14 protein-coding genes are annotated in these 21913 nt (G+C 72.0%); 10 read left to right on the forward strand and 4 right to left on the reverse strand.

Annotation, left to right across the window (positions count from 1 at the left end):
• The first annotated feature begins 74 nt into the window (after positions 1-74).
• From QQ657_RS13800 to QQ657_RS13825, 6 genes are all read left to right on the forward strand, one after another.
• Complete coding sequence (locus QQ657_RS13800) at positions 75-635, forward strand: TetR/AcrR family transcriptional regulator (protein WP_284742752.1); 561 nt, start codon at positions 75-77, stop codon at positions 633-635.
• Between the two features lie 172 nt (positions 636-807).
• Positions 808-1512, forward strand: a complete 705-nt coding sequence (cmk, locus tag QQ657_RS13805) for a (d)CMP kinase (protein ID WP_284742753.1) — start codon at positions 808-810, stop codon at positions 1510-1512.
• Positions 1509-2168, forward strand: a complete 660-nt coding sequence (locus QQ657_RS13810) for a lysophospholipid acyltransferase family protein (protein WP_284742504.1) — start codon at positions 1509-1511, stop codon at positions 2166-2168. The genes cmk and QQ657_RS13810 overlap by 4 nt, the downstream gene beginning before the upstream one ends.
• 16 nt (positions 2169-2184) lie before the next feature.
• Positions 2185-3654: a ribosome biogenesis GTPase Der gene (gene der, locus QQ657_RS13815; protein WP_284742505.1), complete on the forward strand. Its 1470-nt coding sequence runs from the start codon at positions 2185-2187 to the stop codon at positions 3652-3654.
• Positions 3655-3960: 306 nt separating this feature from the next.
• Entirely contained in the window at positions 3961-7911 is a 3951-nt protein-coding gene (locus QQ657_RS13820) for a Pls/PosA family non-ribosomal peptide synthetase (RefSeq protein WP_284742506.1), read from the forward strand.
• Positions 7912-7998: 87 nt separating this feature from the next.
• Positions 7999-9414 (forward strand): M1 family metallopeptidase, encoded by a 1416-nt coding sequence (locus QQ657_RS13825; protein WP_284742507.1) that lies wholly within the window; start codon positions 7999-8001, stop codon positions 9412-9414.
• A gap of 276 nt (positions 9415-9690) precedes the next feature.
• Here QQ657_RS13825 and QQ657_RS13830 read toward each other — a convergent pair whose 3' ends face one another.
• Positions 9691-10527, reverse strand: a complete 837-nt coding sequence (locus QQ657_RS13830) for a class I SAM-dependent methyltransferase (RefSeq protein WP_284742508.1) — start codon at positions 10525-10527, stop codon at positions 9691-9693.
• Between the two features lie 46 nt (positions 10528-10573).
• Here QQ657_RS13830 and QQ657_RS13835 point away from each other — a divergent pair, with 46 nt between their 5' ends.
• From QQ657_RS13835 to QQ657_RS13850, 4 genes are all read left to right on the forward strand, one after another.
• On the forward strand, positions 10574-11209 hold the full coding sequence (locus tag QQ657_RS13835) for a TetR/AcrR family transcriptional regulator (protein ID WP_284742509.1): 636 nt from the start codon (positions 10574-10576) through the stop codon (positions 11207-11209).
• Between the two features lie 142 nt (positions 11210-11351).
• Positions 11352-13643 (forward strand): glycosyl hydrolase family 95 catalytic domain-containing protein, encoded by a 2292-nt coding sequence (locus QQ657_RS13840; protein ID WP_284742510.1) that lies wholly within the window; start codon positions 11352-11354, stop codon positions 13641-13643.
• Positions 13644-13669: 26 nt separating this feature from the next.
• Positions 13670-15946, forward strand: coding sequence for a glycosyl hydrolase family 95 catalytic domain-containing protein (locus tag QQ657_RS13845; RefSeq protein WP_284742511.1), 2277 nt, complete (start codon positions 13670-13672; stop codon positions 15944-15946).
• Positions 15947-16279: 333 nt separating this feature from the next.
• On the forward strand, positions 16280-17275 hold the full coding sequence (locus QQ657_RS13850) for a peptidylprolyl isomerase (protein WP_284742512.1): 996 nt from the start codon (positions 16280-16282) through the stop codon (positions 17273-17275).
• Here QQ657_RS13850 and QQ657_RS13855 read toward each other — a convergent pair whose 3' ends face one another.
• The 3 genes from QQ657_RS13855 to QQ657_RS13865 all read right to left on the reverse strand — a co-directional run bounded on the left by QQ657_RS13855 (position 17276) and on the right by QQ657_RS13865 (position 21873).
• Positions 17276-19018 carry an FAD-dependent monooxygenase gene (locus QQ657_RS13855; RefSeq protein ID WP_284742513.1) on the reverse strand — a complete coding sequence of 581 codons (1743 nt, stop codon included), beginning with the start codon at positions 19016-19018 and terminating at the stop codon, positions 17276-17278.
• Positions 19015-20787: a maleylacetate reductase and hydroxyquinol 1,2-dioxygenase domain-containing protein gene (locus QQ657_RS13860; RefSeq protein ID WP_284742514.1), complete on the reverse strand. Its 1773-nt coding sequence runs from the start codon at positions 20785-20787 to the stop codon at positions 19015-19017. The genes QQ657_RS13855 and QQ657_RS13860 overlap by 4 nt, the downstream gene beginning before the upstream one ends.
• A gap of 210 nt (positions 20788-20997) precedes the next feature.
• Positions 20998-21873, reverse strand: coding sequence for a helix-turn-helix domain-containing protein (locus QQ657_RS13865; protein ID WP_284742515.1), 876 nt, complete (start codon positions 21871-21873; stop codon positions 20998-21000).
• Positions 21874-21913: the final 40 nt, after the last annotated feature.

Consider the following 21913-nt stretch of genomic DNA (forward strand, 5'->3'; position numbering starts at 1 on the left):
AGCAACGCTAACCTAGCGACGCTAGATTGTCTAGCAGTGCTAGCATGTGACGTATGACCCAGCGACAACGGCGTGTGCGCGACCGGACCGAGCGAGGGCAGCGGATCGTCGCCGCGGCCAGGGAGCTGGCCGAGGCGGAGGGCTGGGACGCGGTCACCACCCGGCGGCTCGCGGGCCTGATCGAGTACAGCCAGCCGGTGCTCTACAGCCACTTCCCGGGCGGCAAGGACGCGATCATGGCGGCGGCCGCGCTGGAGGGGTTCACCGAGCTGGCCGCGACGCTGGTGGCGGCCGGCCCCGGAGGTCTTGGCGGGGTGGCGGGGTCGTACCTGGCCTTCGCCGAGGCGAAACCGGGTCTCTACGACGCGATGTTCACGCTCGCCTCGGAGCTGCGGTTCGCCGAGGACGACACCCCCGAGGTGATGAAGGCGTGCTTCGCGGAGCTCCTGGCGGTCGTCGAGCCGACGGCGGGGGAGCAGGACGCGGGCGCGTTGACCGAGGTGTTCTGGAGCACGCTGCACGGCCTCGTCACGCTGGATCGCGGTCGCCGGCTGTCACCGGGTCACCGTGACGAGCGCCTCGCGCTGGTGGTCGCCCGCTTCGGCTCACTTCCCGCGTCGCCGCCGATGCCATGAGGGGCACCCTTATGGCTCTTAAGTCCATGAGGGTGCCCCTCATGGCATCGCACTCTTGCGGCAGCGCGCGGGGCGACTGATCTCCTCCGCACCCCGACCGGCAGAATGGACACCGGCGGAGAACGAGGACGAGAACGCGAGGAGAGTGCCGGTGACGGGAGCCCTACGAGGTGTGGTCGCGCTGGACGGCCCGTCGGGGACCGGGAAGACCACCGTCGCGCGCAAGCTCGCCCAGCGGCTCGGCGCCGGCTACCTCGACACCGGCGCCATGTACCGGATGGTCACCCTCGCCGTGCTGCGGGCCGGCGTCGACCCGGCCGACGCGGCCGCCGTCGCCGTGCTGGCGGACAAGACCGACTTCGGCATCGGCACCAGCCCCGACCGGCTCGAGATCCGGCTGGCCGGCGAGGACGTCGCCGCCGACATCCGCGGTCCCGAGGTCACCAAGGCCGTTTCGCCCGTCTCGGCCGTGCCCCACGTGCGTGAGCTGCTGGTCGCCCGGCAGCGGCAGATCATCGACGACGTCGTCGGGCACCGCGGCGGGATCGTCGTCGAGGGCCGCGACATCGGCACCGTCGTCGCGCCGGACTCGCCGCTCAAGGTCTACCTGACCGCCTCGGCCGACGTCCGCGCGTCGCGCCGCAGCACCCAGGACACCGCCGCCGGGCGGAAGTCGTCGGTCGCCGACGCGCTGGCCTCCGTCGAGCGCCGCGACCACCTCGACTCGACCCGCACCGCCTCGCCGCTGCGCGCGGCCGACGACGCCGTGCACGTCGACACCTCGGAACTGTCCATCGACCAGGTGATCGTCGCCCTCAGCGAACTGGCCAGCCACCGCGGCCTGCTGGCGGGGTGCAACGCCGAGGTAGCGCGATGAAAGCTGACGGGTTGCCGGAAGGCTCCGTCGGCTGGCTCCACGACGCCGGGCGAATCTTCGGCCGGTATCATCTGCGGTCGGCCTTCCGCATCCGCGTGCACGGCCGTGAGCGCATGCCCGCCACCGGGCCGGTGCTCGTGGTCGCGAACCACAGCTCCATGATCGAACCGCAGCTGATCTTCGGAATGCTGCCGCGGCGTTCGGCGTTCCTGGTCAAGGCCGAGCTGTTCAAGGGTGTGGCCGGGAAGTTCCTGGTGGCCATCGGGCAGATCCCGCTCAAGCGCGGCGAGATCGACCGCACACCGCTGATGACGGCGGTCGGCGTGCTCAAGGACGGCGGGGTCGTCGGGATCTTTCCCGAAGGCACCCGCGGTGCCGGGGACGTCGGCGCGGCCGAACGCGGCGCGGCCTGGCTGGTCCGGGCCTCCGGCGCGACCGTGCTCCCGGTCGCGACGCGGGGCACGCGCAAGCCCGCGGACGGCAAGCGGCGCTGGCGCCCACGCGTGGACATCCTCGTGGGGGAGCCGTTCACGCCGAAGGTCGGACCCGGGAAGACCGGGCTCGACCAGGGCACCGAAGAGCTGCGCGGCGAGCTCGCGGCGCTCGTGAAGACTTTGGACGATTGGCGTACCGAAAACGGTTTCGTTACGCCATAAGGGAAATTGGGTTGTAATGGAAGAGTTGGACAGCGTCGGCGAAGTCGACGGCACCTGGTCGGACGAGACCGAGTTCGCCAGGCTTGACGCGCAGATCGACGCGGCGGAAGCGGCCGAGGAGGCCGCCCTCGCGCAACCGGTGCTCGCCGTCGTCGGCCGGCCGAACGTGGGCAAGTCCACGCTGGTCAACCGCATCATCGGCCGCCGCGAAGCCGTCGTGCAGGACGTGCCGGGCGTGACCCGCGACCGCGTCGCCTACGACGCCTACTGGGGCGGGCGCAAGTTCACCCTGGTCGACACCGGCGGCTGGGAACCGGACGCGACCGGGTTGCAGGCCTCCGTCGCCGCCCAGGCCGAGCTGGCCATGCAGACCGCGGACGCGGTCCTGCTGGTGATCGACGCCTCGGTCGGCGCCACGGCCACCGACGAAGCCGCCTCCAAGGTGCTGCGCCGCTCGAAGAAGCCGGTGCTGCTGGTGGCGAACAAGGTCGACGACGACCGGCTGCTCGCGGACACCGCGTCGCTGTGGTCGCTCGGCCTCGGCGAGCCGCACCCGGTCAGCGCGCTGCACGGCCGCAGCTCCGGCGACCTGCTCGACGCCATCCTCAAGACCCTGCCCGAGGCGCCGCGCGAAGGCGTCGCCGCGACGTCGGGCCCGCGGCGCGTCGCGCTGGTCGGCAAGCCGAACGTCGGCAAGTCGAGCCTGCTGAACAAGCTCTCCGGCGAGGAGCGCTCGGTCGTCGACTCGGTCGCGGGCACCACCGTCGACCCGGTCGACTCGCTGGTCGAGCTGGACGGCGAGACCTGGCGGTTCGTCGACACGGCGGGCCTGCGCAAGCGCGTCAACTTCGCCGCCGGCGCCGAGTACTACGCCTCGCTGCGCACCAAGACCGCGATCGACGCGGCCGAGGTCGCGGTCGTGCTGCTGGACGCCGGCGAGCCCATCTCGGAGCAGGACCTGCGGGTGCTGAGCATGGTCGTCGAGGCCGGGCGCGCGTGCGTGCTGGTGTTCAACAAGTGGGACCTGGTCGACGAGGACCGCCGGCACGCGATGGTCCGCGAGCTGGAGCGTGGCCTGGTCCGCGTGCCGTGGGCGGAGAAGGTCAACGTCTCGGCGCTGACCGGGCGTTCGGTGCGCAAGATCGCCCCGGCGCTGCGGACGGCGCTGGCGTCGTGGGACAAGCGGGTGCCGACCGGCCAGCTCAACGCCTGGCTGTCCGACCTGATCGCGGCCACCCCGCCGCCGGTCCGAGGCGGCAAGCAGCCGAAGGTGTTGTTCGCGACGCAGGCCGGCATCCGGCCGCCGACGCTCGTGCTGTTCACCACCGGCTTCCTCGAGGCGGGCTACCGCCGGTTCATCGAGCGCAAGTTCCGCGAGCGGTTCGGCTTCGAAGGCAGCCCCGTTCGGGTGAATGTGCGCGTCCGCGAAAAGAAGGCGAAACCGAAGATCGGCGGAAAAGCCGCCAGGCCCGCCAAATCCCGGTGAGCCATTTGCCGGAACTCGCGTGATCGGGGCCGGAACTCGCGTGATTGGCGCCGTAACTCGCGAGTTCCGGCGCCAATCACGCGAGATGCGACCTGGATCACGCTGGTCAGGACCACTTTCGTGAGGTCCGACACGCGAGCGTGACCCGGCAGATATCTTTCCTTCATCTGCGGGTATGGTGAAGGGTCGTTGCGGGCGCCTCATTCAGGAGTGCAAGCCCGGTGAGGCTCGCGGAAGGTGAGTGATGGGCTTGCGCGCCCATAGTTCGTCCCTGCACGTCTTCGTCATGGTCGCGGGGTACGCCCGATGACCGTCACGATCGAACCCGCCGGATCGGTCCCCGAGATCGACACGGAGATCACCGCACCGCTCGCCTGCGTCGCCGAGGTGACGCACGCGCCCTCGGCCACCCCGGTCGCCGACCGGGCCCTGTTCTGGTCCGGCCTCGGCGCCAGCGAGCGCACTTTGCTCGACGTCCTCGCCGCCACGGCCGAGCGCCACCCCAACGCCGCCGCGATCGACGACGGCACCACGACGCTGACCTACCGCCGCCTCCTCGAGGAGATCGACGCCTACGGCCGCCGCCTGCGCGGTTACGGCGTCGGCCTCGGCGACCGCGTCGGCATCCGCATCTCCTCCGGCACCGCCGAGCTGTACGTCGCGATCCTCGCCACCCTGTCCGTCGGCGCCGCTTACGTGCCGGTCGACGCGGACGACCCGGACGAGCGCGCCGAGCTGGTCTTCGAAGAGGCCCAGGTCGCCGCCGTCGCCACCGACGGGAAGATCAACGTCCACAGCACCCCGGGTGGTCGCACCGGCGTCCCCGGCCCGGCCGACGACGCGTGGATCATCTTCACCTCCGGCTCGACCGGCAAGCCCAAGGGCGTCGCGGTGAGCCACGCGAGTGCCGCCGCGTTCGTCGACGCCGAGGCCGAACTTTTCCTCACCGAGGAGCCGATCGGCCCGGGCGACCGCGTGCTGGCCGGCCTCAGCGTCGCCTTCGACGCCTCCTGCGAAGAGATGTGGCTGGCCTGGCGCCACGGCGCCTGCCTGGTCCCGGCGCCCCGCGCGCTGGTCCGCACCGGCGTCGACCTCGGCCCGTGGCTGGTCGCGCAGCAGATCACCGTCGTCTCGACCGTGCCGACGCTGGCCGCGCTGTGGCCCGCCGACGCCCTCGAAGACGTCCGCCTGCTCATCTTCGGCGGCGAAGCGTGCCCGCCGGAGCTGGCCGAGCGCGTCGCCGTCGAAGGCCGCGAAGTCTGGAACACCTACGGCCCGACCGAGGCCACCGTCGTCGCCTGCGCCGCGCAGCTGACCGGCGAGGGCCCGGTCCGGATCGGCCTCCCGCTGGCCGGCTGGCAGCTCGCGGTCGTCGACGACGAGGGCCGGCCGGTCGCCATGGGCGACACCGGCGAGCTGGTCATCGGCGGCGCCGGGCTGGCCCGCTACCTCGACGCCGAGAAGGACGCCGAGAAGTTCGCGGCCCTGCCGTCGCTGGGCTGGCAGCGCGCCTACCGCTCGGGGGACATGGTCCGCGCCGAAGCCGAGGGACTGCTGTTCCTCGGCCGGCTCGACGAGCAGGTCAAGCTCGGCGGCCGCCGCATCGAGCTGGGCGAGGTCGACGCCGCGCTGCAGGCCCTGCCGGGCGTGCAGGGCGCGGCCGCCGCGATCCGCCGCACCAAGGCCGGCAACCAGGTCCTCGTCGGCTACGTCGTTCCCGCCGCCGGGGTCCCGTTCAACCAGGACGACGCCGCGACCCGGCTGCGCGAGCACCTGCCCGCCGCGCTGGTCCCGCTGCTCGCCGTCGTCGAAGACCTGCCGACCCGCACCTCCGGCAAGGTCGACCGCGCCGCCCTCCCGTGGCCGCTGTCCACAGTGGACGCCACCGGGCTGTCGCCGACCGAGACGTGGCTCGCCGAAGGCTGGGCCGAGATCCTCGGCGTGTCGGTCGACGACCCGAAGGCCGACTTCTTCACCCACGGCGGCGGCAGCCTGACCGCCGCGCAGGTCGTCGCGCGCATCCGCACCCGGCACCCGCAGGTGTCGGTCGCCGACATCTACGCCCACCCCCGGCTGGGCGCGCTGGCCGCGATGCTGGACGCGCTGAGCGGCCAGGCCACCGAACGCCGGGACATCGCGCCGACCCCGCGCCGCGCCGGCGTCATCCAGACCGTCCTGACGGTTCCGCTCATGGGCCTCGTCGGGCTGCGCTGGGCGACGCTGGCTGCTGCGCTGTCGAACATCCTGGCGCTGCTCGGGTTCGCCTGGGCGCCGACCCTGAACTGGGCGTGGGTCGCCCTGGCCTGGGTGGCGCTGTTCAGCCCCGCGGGCCGGATCGCGATCGCCGCGGGCGGTGCGCGCGTGCTGCTCTCCGGCGTGCGCCCCGGCACCTACCCGCGCGGCGGGAGTGTCCACTTGCGACTGTGGACGGCCGAGAAGCTCGCCGAGTTCAGCGGCGCGGACAGCGTCGCCGGCGCGTCCTGGATGACCACCTACGCCAAGGCGCTCGGCGCGCGGATCGGCAAGGACGTCGACCTGCACTCGCCGCCGCCGGTCACCGGCTTCCTCAAGCTGGGCCGCGGCGCGGCGATCGAGCCCGAGGTCGACCTGACCGGCCACTGGGTCGACGGCGACCGTGTGCACATCGGCAAGGTCCGCGTCGGCGCGGAGGCCCGCATCGGCGCGCGCAGCACGCTGTTCCCCGGCGTCCGCATCGGCAAGGGCGCGGAGATCGCGGCCGGGTCGACCGTCCGCGGCGTGGTCAAGGCCGGTCAGCACTTCGCCGGTTCGCCCGCGGCGCCCGTCGGGAAGGACGGCAAGGACGCTAAGGACGCGCTGAAGTGGCCGTCGAGCCGCCCGCCGCGGTCGCACTTCTGGGCCACCGTCTACGGCGCGACCTCGCTGCTCCTCGGCTTCCTCCCGGGCATCGCCGCGCTGGCGGGGGTCGCCGTGCTCGGGTCCGCGATCACCGGTGCGCCGACGCTCCTGGCCGCGTTCGTCCAGGCGCTGATCTTCGTGCCGGTCGCGACCGTGGCGTACTTCGCCGCGTACATGCTGTTCGTGCTGGCCGGCGTCCGGTTGCTGAGCATCGGCATGGTCGAGGGCTACCACCCCGTGCACGGCCGCGTCGCGTGGCAGGTCTGGGCCACCGAACGCCTGATGAGCATGGCCCGCGAAGGCCTGTTCCCGTTGTACGCCAGCCTGTTCACGCCGGTGTGGCTGCGGCTGCTCGGCGCGAAGGTGGGCCGCAACGTCGAGGCGTCGACCGTGCTCGCGCTGCCGAAGATGACCCAGGTCGACAGCGGCGCGTTCCTGGCCGACGACACCATGGTCGCCACCTACGAGCTCGGCCACGGCTGGCTGCACGTCGCCCCGGCCCGGATCGGCAAGCAGGCCTTCCTCGGCAACTCGGGGATGACCGCGCCAGGCCGTTCGGTGCCGAAGCGCGGACTCGTGGGTGTGCTGTCCTCGACGCCGCTGAAGGCGAAGAAGGGCTCGTCGTACCTCGGGATGCCGCCGCTGCCGGTGCGCCGCGCGATCGGCGACTCCGACACGAGCCGCACCTACACCCCGGCGCTGCACCTCAAGGCGGCCCGGGCGCTGGTCGAGCTGTGCCGGATCATCCCGGTCATGTGCGGGGTCGCGCTGACCGTCTCGGTCGCCTTCGGGCTGCTGTGGGCGGCGACGGCGTTCGGCTTCGGCGTCGCCGCGCTGCTGGCCGGGCCCGCCCTGCTGGGCGCCGGGATCGTCGCGGCGCTGACCGCGACCGTCATGAAGTGGCTGCTGGTCGGGAAGTTCCGCGAGGTCGACCACCCGCTGTGGAGCTCCTTCGTCTGGCGCAACGAGCTGGCCGACACCTTCGTCGAGGCGCTCGCGGTGCCGTGGCTGATCGGCTCGATCGGCGGCACCCCGCTGCTGCCGGCCTGGCTGCGCACGATGGGCGTCAAGATCGGCCGGGGCGTCTGGCTCGAGACGTACTGGCTGCCCGAGGCCGACCTCGTCGAGCTGGGTGACGGCGCGACGATCAACCGCGGCTGCGTGGTGCAGACGCACCTGTTCCACGACCGGATCATGAGCATGTCGCGGGTGGTGCTCGGCGAGGGCGCCACGCTCGGCCCGCACGGCATCGTGCTGCCGGGCGCCGGCATCGGCGCACGCACCACGGTCGGCCCGGGGTCGCTGGTGACCCGCGGCGACGAGGTGCCGGCCGACACCCGCTGGCTCGGCAACCCGATCTCCGCGTGGACGGGTAAGTAGAAGGTCACGAAGTAGGCGCCTGGCTCGCCGGACTCACCCGTCCGTGCGAGCCTGGTTTCAGTACGCACGAGGAAAGGTTCGACACGGGTGATTTCGAAGGCTCCCGCTCCGGCACCCGGCGCGGACACCTCCGGTGATCCCTACCTTCCCGCCCACGGCAACGGTGGTTACCGGGTCCGGCACTACGACCTGAACCTCGACTACAAGGTCGCGCCGAACCGGCTCTCGGCCTCGGCGGTGCTCACCGCCGAGGCGACGCAGGCGCTTTCCCGCGTCAGCCTGGACTTCGGCGAGTTCCGGATCAACCGGGTGCTGGTCGACGGCAAGCCCGCGAAGTACCTGAAGCGCGGCGCGAAGCTGCACGTCCGGCCGGCGAAGTCGGTCGCGGCGGGTACGGCGTTTACCATCGAGGTCCACTACGTCGGCAACCCGCGGCCGGTGGGCAGCCGCTGGGGCGACGTCGGCTGGGACGAGCTGACCGACGGCGCGCTCGTGGCGAGCCAGCCGGTCGGCGCGCCTTCGTGGTTCCCGTGCAACGACCACCCGTCGGACAAGGCGACCTACCGCGTCACCGTGACGACGGCGTCGCCGTACCTGGTCGCGGTCACCGGCAACCTGGTGGACCGCTACACCGCGGCGAGCACCACGAGGTGGGTGTACGAGCGTCCCGAGCCGACGGCGACGTACCTGATGAGCGTGCAGATCGGCCGCTACGACGAGCTCGAGCTGTCCGGCCGCGGCTGGTTCCCGCACACGGGCGTGAGCGCGCGCCGGCTGATGGTCGGCTTCGGGCACGGCCGCGTCGAGTCGGTCCTCGAATCGGTACCGCAGCGAGCGGCCGTGCCGCCGCGGCTGCGCCGGCTGTTCGAGCGCGACTTCGGGCGGCAGGGCCGGATGCTGGAGATGCTGCAGCGGCTGTTCGGCCCGTACCCGTTCGGCGAGTACGTCATCGTCGTCACCGACGACGACCTCGACGACCCGATCGAGGCGCAGGGCATGGCGATCTTCGGCGCCAACCACGTCGACGGCCGCCGCACCCACGAGCGGCTCGTGGTGCACGAGCTGGCCCACCAGTGGTTCGGCAACAGCCTGACGGTGGCCGACTGGCGCCACATCTGGCTCAACGAGGGCTTCGCGACCTACGCCGAGTGGCTGTGGTCGGAGGAGTCCGGCGGGCAGTCCGCGCAAGCGTTGGCCCGCAGTTGGCACACGCGGATCAAGGCCAAGCCGGCGGACGTCCGCATCGCGGACCCGGGCGTGGCCCGCATGTTCGACGAGCGGGTGTACAAGCGCGGCGCGCTGACCCTGCACGCGCTCCGGGCGGAGATCGGCGACCCGGCGTTCTTCGCGTTGTTGAAGGCGTGGACGGGCGATCACCGCCACGGCCTGGTGACGACGGAGGGGTTCGTCGCGATGGCGGAGGCGTATGCGGCCCGGTCGCTGGACGCGTTCTTCACGCGCTGGCTGGAGACACCGGCGTTGCCCCCGCTGCCGGGCGCCTGACCTCGCCGGGTCCGCGTGGCAGGCTGGGGCCCAGGGCAACGGCAAAGTCTGGTGCTCGGCGGGTGTTTTCGGCGGCGCAGGTCGCCGATCTCGCCGGCGGTGTCTTGAATGAGTCATTCAGGGCGTGGGAGGTCCTGAATGACTCATTCAAGACGTTTGTCGGGACACCACGCCCGTCGACCGGCCGCGAGGACAGCCAGGTCGGGCGACTTTGCCGGGACCCTGACGTCCGGGCCGCTGCCGCCACCCCGACCTTGCCGGACCTGACCCTGCCACTCAGGGACAGGTGGCGCTGACCAGCCAGACCGCGCCGGGGATGCGGACGCCTTCGGGGGTTTCGTAGGCCTCGAGCCCGTCCCGCAGCCGGGTCCGCGCCGGTTCGACGACGCTCGCGTCGAGCCCGGCCAGATTGCTGCGCACCGGTCCCTGGCCGAGGATGAACTCGGCCGCGTCGGCGGCGTCGCGGCCGTAGTCCATCAGCGCGGTGACCGGTTCGACCTCGACACCGGTGAACCCTGCCGCGTCGAGGACCTCCCGGATGCGGGCCGGCTCGGTCAGGGACCCCATGCCGCGCGACGCGGGCGACGGTGCGCGCAGCAGGGGCTTGAGCGCGCGGGTGGCGCGGGCGTAGTCGCTGTCGGGCCCGCCGCCCTGCGGGCCGATGAACACCAGCCGCCCGCCGGGCCGCAGCCCACGCCGGATGTTGGCGAACGCGGCGACCGCGTCCTCGAAGAACATCACCCCGCCCCGGCTGAGCACGACGTCGAAGCCGGCGTCCGGGAAGGGGTGGACCTGGGCGTCTCCCTGCTCGAACCGGACGTTGGCGATGCCTTGGGCCGCCGCGTCGGCGTGGGCGCGCTCCAGCATCGGGGCCGAGAGGTCGACGCCGACGGCGTTTCCCCGCTCGGCCCGCCGCGCCGCCAGCAGCGTGACGTGGCCCGTCCCGCAGCCGACGTCGAGGACCCGATCGTCCGGGGCGATCGCGGCGGCGCGGAAGAGATCGTCGTTGAAGGCGCCGACGATCGCGTTGTAGCGGGCGCGGTTCTGCGCCCAGTGCGCCCCCTCCCAGCCGTTCCAGGCTTCGGCTTGCCGGGCGTTGGCGATGGCGGGCATGCGGACCTCCAGTACTAGAGTCAAGCTCTAGATGTACACTCTAGTAATGGCACAGCGCAAGGACGGGCAGAAGCGGGTTCGTGACGCGCCGCAGACGCGCCGGCGGATGCTGGAAGCCGCTCGCGAGCTGTTCGTGGGCAACGGCTACGGCGCGACGACCCTCAAGGAGATCGCCGACCGGGCCGGCGTCGCCGTGCAGACGATCTACTTCACCTTCGGCAACAAGCGCGTGCTGCTCAAGGAACTGGTCGACGTGGCGATCGCGGGCGACCTCGAACCGGTCGCGACGATGGATCGGCCGTGGTTCCAAGAGGTCCTCGCGGCCGAGACCGCCGAGGCGCACCTGCGGCTGCACGTCCACGGCACGCGCGGGATCTTGGAGCGCGTCGCCCCGATCGTCGAGATGCTGCGCGCGGCGACCGCGGCCGACCCGGCGCTCGCGGGGCAGTGGGACGCCGACGCCGACCCGCGGTTCGCCGTCCACCTCGAAGCCGCCCGGTCTCTCGTGGCCAAGCCGCGGGCGCGCGCCGGGGTGACCGCCGAGCACGCCGCGGACCTGCTGTTCGGGCTGCTCAGCCCGGAGCTCTACCAGGTGTTCGTCCGCGACCGCGGCTGGTCGCCGGAGCGGTGGGAGAACTGGGCCGCGGACACCTTGGTCGCCCAGCTCTGCCGGGAAGACTGACTCTTCGCTGCGACCGATACATCGGATGTATCTACCGCTTTCTGGGTGAACAGCTCTGGCCTTATGCGACTCTGTCTGCAAACATGGCCGCACGCCGCCTGTGGATCTCGTGAAACGTAGTATGAATCCGAAAGGACGCTTCATGGACGCAGTGTCGCGGCGTACCGTGCTCCGCTCCGCCTCGGTCGTGGCGGGAGCTGCCGCGTTCGGCGGTCTCTGGGCGCGAGCCGCGCCTCCCGCGCTGGCCGCGGCGAACCCGCACCGGGACGTCGCCGCCGACGCGCGCATGGTCTGGAAGCGGCTCCCCAAGAACTGGCAGGAAGGCCCGTTCCTCGCCAACGGCTACCTCGGCGCGCAGGTCTACGCCGGCAAGACGCCGCAGGTCCTCAAGGTGATGCTGAGCCACACCCAGGTGCAGGACCAGCGCGTCCAGTGGGAGGCCGGGATCGGGCTGTCCCGCCTGCCGATCGGCTACCTAACGCTCACGTTCGCCGGCGCGATCACCGCCGTCGACTGGACGCTCGACCTCTACAACGCCGAGCTCGGCGGCACGATCACCACGACCCAGGGCTCGGTCGCGTTCTCCGCCGTCGTGCACAACGACCTGGGCGTGCTGCTCGTCTCGCTGACGCCGAGCGCGGGGGAGACCGGCGCGGCGTGGGCCTTCCAATCGCTGGAGTCGGCGACCACCCGGACCGTCCGGAAGCCACCCGAGTACGTCGCGAACCCCGCGCCCGAACTCGGCGACGGGTACTGCGCGCAGCCGATGCTCGCCGGGGGCGGCTACACGACGGCCTGGCGCGAGCGCACGATCGGTGCGCGACGGCTGTTCGCCGCGACCGTCGCCTACAGCTTCCCGGGCACGACGCACCCGGCGGACGCCGTCGCGGCCGTCGGGAAAGCGCTTGCCGCGAACCCGGACGTGCTGCTCGCCCGCCACCGCCGGTGGTGGAACGACTACCACGCGCGCAGCTTCGTTTCGGTGCCGGACAAGCAGGTCCAGCGGTTCTACTGGATCCAGCTCTACAAGATCGCGGCCGCCACGCGGGCCGGCGGGCCGGTCGTGTCCGAGTGGGGACCGTGGTTCCCCGAGGTCGGCAACAGCTGGACCGCGGTCTGGTGGAACCTCAACGTCCAGGTCACCTACCCGATCGTCAACAGCAGCAACCACCCCGAGCTCGACGCCGTCACCGAGACCTTCCGTCGCGACCACGCGAACCTGGAGACGTCCGTGCCGCCCGCCTACCGCGATGGCGACACCTACGCGCTCTCGCACCCGGGCGACTGGCGGCTGCGGCCCGGCGGCACGCGCTCGGTCGGCGTCCCCGGGACGACGTCCAAGACGGACCAGACCGGGAACCTGTTGTGGGGCCTGCACAACGTCTGGCTCGCCTACCGCCACCACCTCGACCGGCGGGTGCTGCGCGACGTCCTGTACCCGACGCTGGCCAAGGCGCTGAACTTCTACCGCCACTTCCTGTTCACCGGGCCGGACGGGTCCCTGCACCTGCCGCTGACCCGGTCGCCGGAGTACGCCGACGCGGCCGACTGCACCTACGACCTGTCGCTGATCCGGTGGGCTGCCCGCACCCTCGTCGACAGCGCGCGGATCCTGCGTCTCGACGAACCGCGCGTCCCGATCTGGCGGGAGATCGGCGCGAAACTGGTGCCCTACCACGAAGACCCCGCCGACGGCGTGCTGATCGGCGACGGCGTGCCGCTGGCCGCGTCGCACCGGCACTTCTCGCACCTGCTGTGGCTCTACCCGCTGCGGGAGAAGGTCTGGGACCGGCCCGCCGATCGCGACGTCATGACGCGGACGTTCCGGCACTGGATCGCCGACCAGACCGCCTGGCACGGCTACAGCTACGCGGCCGCGTCGTCGATGAGCTCGGTGATGGACGCGCCCGAGGAAGCGTTGCGCTACCTGAAGTTCTTCCTCGACCGGAACATCGTCGCCGACACCGAGCTGACCGCGAACACGATGTACCGCGAGGGTTCCAACTTCGCGATCGAAAGCCCGATCACCGCCGCACAGTCCGTTGTGGACATGATGATGCAGGGTTCCGGTGGCGTGCTCAAGGTCTTCCCGTCGGTGTCGGCGACCTGGCGGGACGCCTCGATCGCGGGCCTGCGCGCGGAAGGCGCGTTCCTGGTGGACGCCTCCCGCCGTGACGGCAAGACGGAGTTCGTCCGCGTGCACAGCGATGCCGGTGAGCCGCTGGTGCTGCAGCACGGCGTCACCGGCGACGTCGACGTCCGCGACGAGCACGGCCGGCGGCTGCCGTGGCGCTCGGCCGGAGCCGGGCGGATCGCGATCGGGCTGCGGCGCGGCGGCACCGCCGTCGTCACCCCGCGCGGCGGGCGGCCGGACTACGCACCCCGGGACGTCCCCGCTCTCGGCCCCGCACCGGCGTGGGGCCTGCCGAGCTGAAATCCGCTTTCGACAAGGAGGTCGAAATGGCCATCACCCGAAGGACTGTGCTCGGCGGGGCGCTCGCCGGCATCGCGGCCGGCGCGGCAGGCGTCACGCCCGCCTTCGCCGACGTGCCCGGCAGCGACGACTTCGGCTGGGCCGGATTCCTCGGTACCGCCGATCTGTACTGGCGGCGGCTGCCGAAGACCTGGTACGAAGGCCCGTTCCTGGGCAACGGTTTCCTCGGCTCGGGCATCTACGCCGAGCCCGGGCAGAACGCGATCCGGTTCAACGTCCAGCACAGCCAGGTCCAGGACCACCGCCCCGAGTTCGGCTCGCTGTTCGGTCTCGCGCGGCTGCCGATCGGGTACTTCACCCTCGAACCGGTCGGCGCGATCACCGCGATCGACTGGCGGATGGACCTGTGGAACGCCGAGCTGACCGGCACGATCACGACGGCGGCGGGCAGCTTGAGCCTGCGCGCGATCGTCCACACCGGACAGTCGCTGCTGGCCGTCGAGATCCGGCCGTCCGAAGGGGAACGGGCGTTCAAGTGGGTGTTCCGCCCGGCGGTCGCGGTCAGCCCGCGGGCCGATCCGGTGTGGAACAAGCCGCCGCCCGCCGGGTACACCGCGAACCCGCCGGTGCAGCTTTCCGGCAGCGGTGACGCGCGGCTGGCCGTCCAACCGCTGCTGGCGGGCGGTGAGCACGTGACGGCCTGGCGGGAGGTCACCCGCGGCGGCGCGCGCACGCTGTACACGTCGGTGGCGTGGTCGCACCCGGCGAAGACGTCGGTGGCTCGGGCACTTTCGACGGTTCGCCGCGCTTCCGCTTTCGCCGCGCTCACCCAGGACCACCGGCGCTGGTGGCACGACTACTACCGGCGGAGTTTCCTGTCCATTCCGGACACCCGGCTGCAGAGCTTCTACTGGATCCAGCTGTACAAGGTGGCGTCGGCGGCCCGGCGCGAGGCGCCGGTGATGGCGACGTCCGGGCCGTGGCTGGAGAACACGCCGTGGCCGGCGACGTGGTGGAACCTCAACGTCCAGCTCGAATACTGGCTCATCCACGGCTCGAACCACCTGGAGCTGGACGCCGTCAGCTACGCCCTCGACAAGTACCGGAGCAATCTGACCAGCCAGGTCGCGTCGCCGTATCAAGCCGACTCCGCGGGCATCCCGCGCACGACCGACATGACGCTGCTCAACGGCGTCTCCAACGCCACGAGCGGGTTCCCCGTCGGCGTCCCGGGGCAGGACCCGCCGACCCCGGAGGTCGGCAACCTGACGTGGGCGCTGCACAACGTGTGGCTGTCCTACCGCCACACGATGGACGTCGCGCTGCTGCGGGACACGCTGTTCCCGTTGCTGCGCAAAGCGATCAACTACTACCTGCACTTCCTCGCGCCGGGCGCGGACGGGAAGCTGCACCTGCCGCCGACGTTCTCGCCCGAGTACGGCGTCGACGCCCCGGACTGCAACTACGATCTGTCGCTCATCCGCTGGGGGTGTCGCACGCTGCTGCAGACCGCGCCCGGCGACCCGCTGGCGCCTCGGTGGCGGGACGTCCTGGCAACGCTCGTCGACTACCCGGCGGACGTCAACGGCTACATGATCGGCGCGGGCGTGCCGTTCGCGAAGTCGCACCGGCACTACTCGCACATGCTGCAGATCTACCCGCTCTACGACGTCACGTGGGAGCAGCCGGAACACCGGCAGATCATCGAGACGTCGCTGAACCATTGGGTCGGCTTCGAGGGTGCGCTGCAGGGATACACGTTCACCGGGGCGGCATCGATCTCGGCGCAGATGCTGCGCGGCGAGCAGGCGGCGTTCTACCTCGGCGAGCTGCAGCGCCGGTACATCCAGCCGAACACGATGTACAAGGAGTCGGGGCCGGTCATCGAGACACCGTTGTCGGCGGCGAAGTCCATGCAGGACATGCTGGTCCAGAGCTGGGGCGGCGTGGTCCGGCTGTTCCCGGCGGTACCCGCGGCTTGGGGCGACATCGCGCTGCGGGACTTCCGCACCGAGGGCGCGTTCTTGCTGAGCGCGTCCCGGGCGGGCGGGAAGACGCGCTGGCTGAAGGTGCACAGCGAGGCGGGGGCGCCGTGTGTGGTGAGGCCGGGCATCGAGGGAGAGCTGGCGGTGACGGATGCCCGGGGCCGCGCGCGACGCTGGCGGCGGCTGGGCAATGGGGACGTGCAGGTCGAGTTGGGGCGGGGTGAGGACGCATTCGTGTACCGGAAGGGGGATCGGCCGGACTTCGGGGTGCGGCCGGTCGCGCCCGGCGGGGCGAGCGCGCCGTGGGGGCTGCCGTGAGGTGGTGAGCGGGCTGGGCGTGGCGGCCGCCGGGCGGAGCTGGCCGGGCTGGCGTTGCCCGCTGTTCGGCTGGGGTTGATCGGGCCGGGCTGCCGCCGCGGAGCTGACTTGGCCGGGGTCGCCCGCCACCTCGCTCGGGCTGATCGGGCCGGGCGCCGTGCTGCGCTCGGTCGGCCGCCTCGCGAAGCTGGGCGGGCTGGCGCCGTCCACCGCCCCAGCTCGATCGCTCGCCCGAAACCCTCGTCACTCGCCGTGATTCGCGCCTCCTTCTCCGATTCTCGCCCGGCGCCGGGGCCTTCGCGGCACAATGGGCGGCTGACGAGGGGAGCGGGGATGAGCGAGCCGGGGCCACCAGGGGAGCGACCGGACGGGCACAGTCCGAACGGGGCACCGCCGTGGCCGCCCGGCCCGGGGTATCCCGCGGGCGGGCCCCAACCGCCCTACCAGCAGTTCTCCCAATACCCGCAGTGGCAGCCGCCGGTGCCGCCGAAGAAGACTTCGCCCGCCGCCGTTGTGCTGATCACCGGGTCGGTCGTCGTCGTCATCGTGATGGCGCTCGCCTTCCTGGCCTGGGGCTATCCCGGTTTCCTGCGGGAGCCGGACGCCAAGAGCGCGATCGGCACCGGGCCCGCGTCGTCGCCGACGTTCACCTCGCCGCCGACGACGTCCGGCGCCCCGAGCGCCGCGTACACGCTGCCCAACGCCGGCCCGGCCCGGATGCCGAAGCGGTCGAAGCCGCTGGCCGACCCGGTGACCTGCGCCTTCACCCCGGACCCGACGTCACCGGCGCCAAAGAAGGTCGCGCCGCCTGCCGATGGCCCCGCGTCGTCGTCCGGCACCGTTCCCGTGCGGCTGGCCACCAGCGCCGGCGACATCGGCCTCACGCTCGACCGCGCGCTCGCCCCCTGCACCGTGGTCAACTTCGTGAGCCTGGTGAAGCAGCGGTTCTACGACGGCACGTCGTGCCACCGGCTGTCCGTGACGTCCGGGCTGCAGATGCTCCAGTGCGGCGACCCGGTCGGCGACGGCACCGGCGGCCCCGGCTACTCGATCCGCGACGAACTGTTCCCCGAGCTGACCTACGGCCGCGGCATCCTCGCCATGGCGAAGACCGCCCAGCCCGACTCGGGCGGCTCCCAGTTCTTCCTCGTCTTCGGCGACGTCGAGATCTCGCCGGATTACACGGTCTTCGGCAGCATCGACGACGCGGGCCTCGCGGTCCTCGACAAGGTCGCCCGCGGCGGCATCGACCCGTCCCGCCCCGGCATCGGCGACGGCAGCGGCCCCCCGAAGATCCCGGTCACCTTCACCCAGGTCACCACGCCCTGATCAGGGCCGGTCGAGGAGGCTGCGCAACGCCGTCAGGAGGGACTTCGCCGCCTCGGGCGCTGCCGTGTGGTGGCGCCAGGCGACGTAGCCGTCCGGGCGGATCAGGAGGCAGCCGTCCTCGTCGATGCCGCTCAGCCGGGACCAGTCGCCGTACGCGTCTCGGCCTTCCGGGTCGCCGACGCGCACCGTGCGCACGTCGAGGCCCAGCTCGGCGCCCACCTTGGCCGCCGCGTCGCGCCACGCCGTGCCGGTCAGCCCGGTCAGCACCGTCCAGCGGCCGCCGCCCACGAGGTCCAAAGTGGACACCCGGCGGCCGTGCGGGCCGACCAGCCACGCGTGCGGCAGCTTCGCCCCCGGCTCGGTGCTCGGCCGGTGGAACAGCTCGGGATCGCGCTCCGAAAGAGCCACGACACCGTCCGGCAGCACCGCGTCCGACACGTACCGCTGATCCATCTCGACGCCATGAGCATTGAATTCGTAGTGCTTCAGCTCGATCGCCTTCTCCAGCTCACGCCGTTTCGACGCGCCCTCGGCCGTGGGCGCGAGGCAGGTCTCGAGCCCGGCCGTGATGCCGTCGGCGTCGGTGTCGCCGGCGATCCCCAGCGCCGCGAAGATCGGCCCGAACTGGTCGCGGCTCAGGTTCGCCCGGTCGACGATCTGCTTGCCGACCGGCGCCCGCTCGGCGCTGTAGCTGTCCAGCAGCCCTTCGCCCGCTTCGCCGCGAAGCACCATCGCGAGCTTCCACGCGAGGTTGTAGGAGTCCTGGATCGAGGTGTTCGAGCCGAGCCCGTTGGACGGCGGGTGCCGGTGCACGGCGTCCCCGGCGCAGAACACCCGGCCGGCGCGGTACTCCGTCGCGTAGTTGTGGTTGACCGTCCACAGCGACGTCGAAGTGATCTCGACGGCCAGCTCCGAGTCGCCGACCAGGTCGCGCACCAGCCGCGTCGCCTCTTCGACGTCGACCTCCGGCGGGGCCTGCTCGATGTCGTAACCCCAGGTCAGCAGCCACTCGTTCCACGGCCGCACCATCCGGACCAGGCCCATCCCGATCCCGCCGAGGTGCGCGCCGGGCCGCATCACCCAGTACAGGACGCTCGGGCGGTGCGCCACGTACGGCGCGAGGTCGGCGGTGAACGTGATGTTCATGCTGCCCGCCTTGCCGGTCTGCCCGGCGATCGGCAGGCCGGCCTGCTCGGCGACACGGCTGCGCGCGCCGTCCGCGCCGATCAGGTACTTGGCGCGCAGGGTGAACTCGTCGCCGCGCACGCGGTCGCGGAACCGCGCGGTGACGCCGTCCTCGTCCTGCGTGAAGTCGAGGAATTCGGTGTCCAGGCGCAGTTTCGCGCCGCGGGCGGCGGCCTCGCTGACCAGGATCGGTTCGAGGTAGGTCTGCGGCAGGTCGATCATGTGACACGGGCTCGCCGCGGTGTACTCCGACGCCGACCGGTCGCCGGTGCCCCAGCTGGCGATCCGGCCGATCTCCGGGCCGGTCAGGGACGTGCAGAGCACGGTGTCGCCCATCAGCTCCGGTGGCGTGCCGACGGCCAGTGCCTTGTCCTCGACGCCGAGGTCGCGCAGCACCTCCATGGTGCGCTGGTTGGTGATGTGCGCGCGGGGCGTGTTGGCCGTCCAGCCGTACTTGGTGGCCAGCACAGTCGGCACGCCGTAGGTGGCGAGCAGCAGTGCTGCCGAGCCCCCGGCCGGGCCGCTGCCGACCACGATGACGTCGGTGTCGTAGCTCATGCGCTGCTCCCTGAGATGCGGAACGTGAAGTCGAGCGCCCGCCCGCCGCCGGGCCGCCCGGTGAAGTCGACGATCAGGCCGTCCTTGACGCCGAACACGGTGTCGGAGTCGAGGTATTCGCCGCCGGCGACGAACAGCTGCGTGATCAGCGTCCGGTAGCCGGGCTTGGCGATCATGAAGTGCACGTGCGGCGCGCGGTACGGGTGCCGTCCGACGGCGTCGAGCAGCTGGCCGACCGGGCCGTCGGCGGGGATCGGGTACGCGCTCGGCACGATGGTCCGGAAGCGCAGCCTGCCCTCGGGGTCGGTGCGGAACCGGGCCCGCAGCACCGGTCCGTCCACATCGGGCAGCTGGACGTCGTAGAAGCCGTCCTCATTGGACTGCCAGACGTCCACGATCGCTTCCGGCACCGGCTGGTCCTCGGTGTCGGTGACGCGGACGTCGGTCCACAGTGGAGTGCCTGGGAGTCCCGCCGCGATGTCGGCACCCTGCGGGGTCTCGGGTGGTCCTTCGACGTAGAACGGGCCGAGCACGGCCGACGGCGTCGTGTCCGGCGTCCGCGAGTTCGTCAGGACGTCGACGACGCTCGACACGCCGAGGGTGTCCGACAGCAGGATGAACTCCTGCCGGGTGTCGGTGGTGATGTGCCCGGCCCGGGTCAGGAAGCCGATCGCGTACTCCCACTCGTCCTGGGTGAGGTCGGTGCGGATGGCGTACCCGTGCAGCGTCTCGACGAGATCGGAGAGGAGTTCGCGGATGCGGTCCGGCGCGGCGGCGAAGCTGTCGACGACCTGTTTCGTGAGCGCCTTGAGGCTGGGCGGAGTGGCCGGCCGGGTGCCGTCGATCGCCTGACGGAGCAGCGCTGCCTCCGGCTCGTCCGCGATGTCCGCTTCGGTGAGGCCGAGTTCGGCCAGCGAGTGCGGGATCGGGAGGCTCGCGGCGAGGTCGAAGATCTCGCCGGCGTCGTCGAGACCCTGGTGGGCCATGACGTACGGGAGGAGGACGGCGTGCGTTTCCGCGTGTGGCAGGCCGAACTTGCCGCCGAGGAGGTGGCAGAGCTTGTGGTGCAGGCCCATCGAAACGGCGTCGAGGCACGTGCCGGCCAGCCAGGCGCCGCGCAGGGCGTCGGTGCGGGCGTCCACATCGGACGGATCCCGCGCGATGCGCGACAGCGCGCTCGTGAGGAGTTTCGTCGCTTCCGCGGCGAGCAGGTCGGTCATCGGGTTGGCATCGGGGGCGTAGCGGGCTTCGACGGCGTGGGCGAGCGCGTTGAGGCCGCTGGCGGCGGAGAAGGGCACGGGCAGGCCGAGCGTGAGGTCGACGTCGTAGATGACGGTTTCGGGCCGGACCTTCGGGGTCTTCTGGGTGGTCTTGCGGCCGTCGGCGGTCTGCCCGAGGACCTCGGTGAGTTCGGAACCGGCATACGTCGTCGGGACGATCAGCTGCGGCAGGTCGGTGTGCAGGGCGATCGCCTTGGCCAGCCCGGTGGCCGAGCCGCCGCCGATGGCGACGACACCGTCGACGTCGTGTTCGGCGACGACCTTGAGCGCGCGTTCGGTGACGTCGACGGGGGTGTGCATGGCGGCGTCTTCGAAGCGCGCGGCCACCAGCGGTCCGAGCACGTCGGCGGCGGTGTCGGCGTAACGCGGGCTGCCGACGAGCAGGACGCGGCTCAGCCCGAGGCGGCGGGCCTCGTCCCCGAGAGTGCCGAGCGTGCCGCGGCCGAAGACCACCCGGACGGGGTTCGCGGCGTAGGTGAACGAGGTCATGCGAGGGAGTATCCGGATGGTGCGGCGTGCGGTCCTGCACGTTCGTGCTGCGGGACGGCACGAAACGCGCGTCGCTCCGGCGCGGGACCGGTCCGTGATCGGAGCCGGAACTCGCGTGATCCAGGCCGGAACTCGCGTGATTGAGGCCGGAACTCGCGAGTTACGGGTTCAATCACGCCGGTTACGGCTCCGATCACGCGAGTTACGGGTTCAGCCCGCCCGGCGCAGCGCCGCCGGCGTGGTGCCGAGCTGGGCGCGCAGCACTCGCGTCAGGTGCTCCTGGTGGGAGAAGCCGCAGCGGGCCGCGATCTCGGCGATCGGGTCGTCGCCCGTGCGCAGCAGCAGCCCCGCCTGCTCCACGCGCAGCCGCAGCAGGAACCGGTGCGGGGGCAGGCCGGTGCGGGCCTTGAACTGCCGCGAAAACTGGCTCACGCTCAGCCCGGCGAGCGTGGCCAGCTCCGCCAGGGGCACCGGCTCGGCGAGGCGTTCGGCCATCACGTCGCGGACCCGCGTGAACTGCCGGTCGGACAGGCCTCGCGCCAGCGTGGGCTCGCGGGCGGGGCCGGCGTGGTGACGGCGGACCAGCTGCGCCGCGACGAGCGCGCCCAGCTGGTCGGCGTACGTGCGCGCGCTCGGCTCCCAGTCGCGGACGACGCCGTCGAGGCTGAGCACCAGCTGTTCGAGCAGGGGGTCGGAGCTGCCGAGCTCCTCGGCGAGCCGCACGGGCGCGTGGTCGCCGGCGGCCTCCTGCACGGCGTCGTCGGCGACGTAGACGTGCACGGTCTCGAGCTCCCCGCCGAGCTCGACGGACAGATCGGCGTGCGAAGGCTGCAGGAACAACCCGCCGGCGGGCATCCGCCGGCTGCGTTCGCCCGGGGTCCCGACGCCGCGCCGGACGGTCACCGGCCCGTCGAGGTGCAGGATCAGCTGGTGGCTGCGCGCGGGCGCGAACTCGGCGCGGTAGGGACGTTCCCGCTGCCGGGAGACGTAGACCCGGTCCCAGCCGAGCCCGGCGCTGGTGCGTTCGGGCCGGACCCAGGGCAGCGCGAGGATGCCGTTGGTGTCGGTCAGCCCGAGTTCGCCCACGCCTGCCTCCTCGACGTCGAGGCTGCTCGCGATGGTACGC

The sequence above is a fragment of the Amycolatopsis ponsaeliensis genome (assembly GCF_030182635.1).
Lineage (GTDB): Bacteria > Actinomycetota > Actinomycetes > Mycobacteriales > Pseudonocardiaceae > Amycolatopsis > Amycolatopsis ponsaeliensis.

Coding starts and splice junctions, on each gene's coding strand:
- QQ657_RS13830 (WP_284742508.1), bottom strand. CDS start 10,527: ATGCCCGCCATCGCCAACGCCCGGCAAGCCGAAGCCTGGAACGGCTGG.
- QQ657_RS13840 (WP_284742510.1), top strand. CDS start 11,352: ATGGACGCAGTGTCGCGGCGTACCGTGCTCCGCTCCGCCTCGGTCGTG.
- QQ657_RS13855 (WP_284742513.1), bottom strand. CDS start 19,018: ATGAGCTACGACACCGACGTCATCGTGGTCGGCAGCGGCCCGGCCGGG.
- der (WP_284742505.1), top strand. CDS start 2,185: ATGGAAGAGTTGGACAGCGTCGGCGAAGTCGACGGCACCTGGTCGGAC.
- QQ657_RS13860 (WP_284742514.1), bottom strand. CDS start 20,787: ATGACCTCGTTCACCTACGCCGCGAACCCCGTCCGGGTGGTCTTCGGC.
- QQ657_RS13835 (WP_284742509.1), top strand. CDS start 10,574: ATGGCACAGCGCAAGGACGGGCAGAAGCGGGTTCGTGACGCGCCGCAG.
- QQ657_RS13845 (WP_284742511.1), top strand. CDS start 13,670: ATGGCCATCACCCGAAGGACTGTGCTCGGCGGGGCGCTCGCCGGCATC.
- QQ657_RS13810 (WP_284742504.1), top strand. CDS start 1,509: ATGAAAGCTGACGGGTTGCCGGAAGGCTCCGTCGGCTGGCTCCACGAC.
- QQ657_RS13820 (WP_284742506.1), top strand. CDS start 3,961: ATGACCGTCACGATCGAACCCGCCGGATCGGTCCCCGAGATCGACACG.
- QQ657_RS13850 (WP_284742512.1), top strand. CDS start 16,280: ATGAGCGAGCCGGGGCCACCAGGGGAGCGACCGGACGGGCACAGTCCG.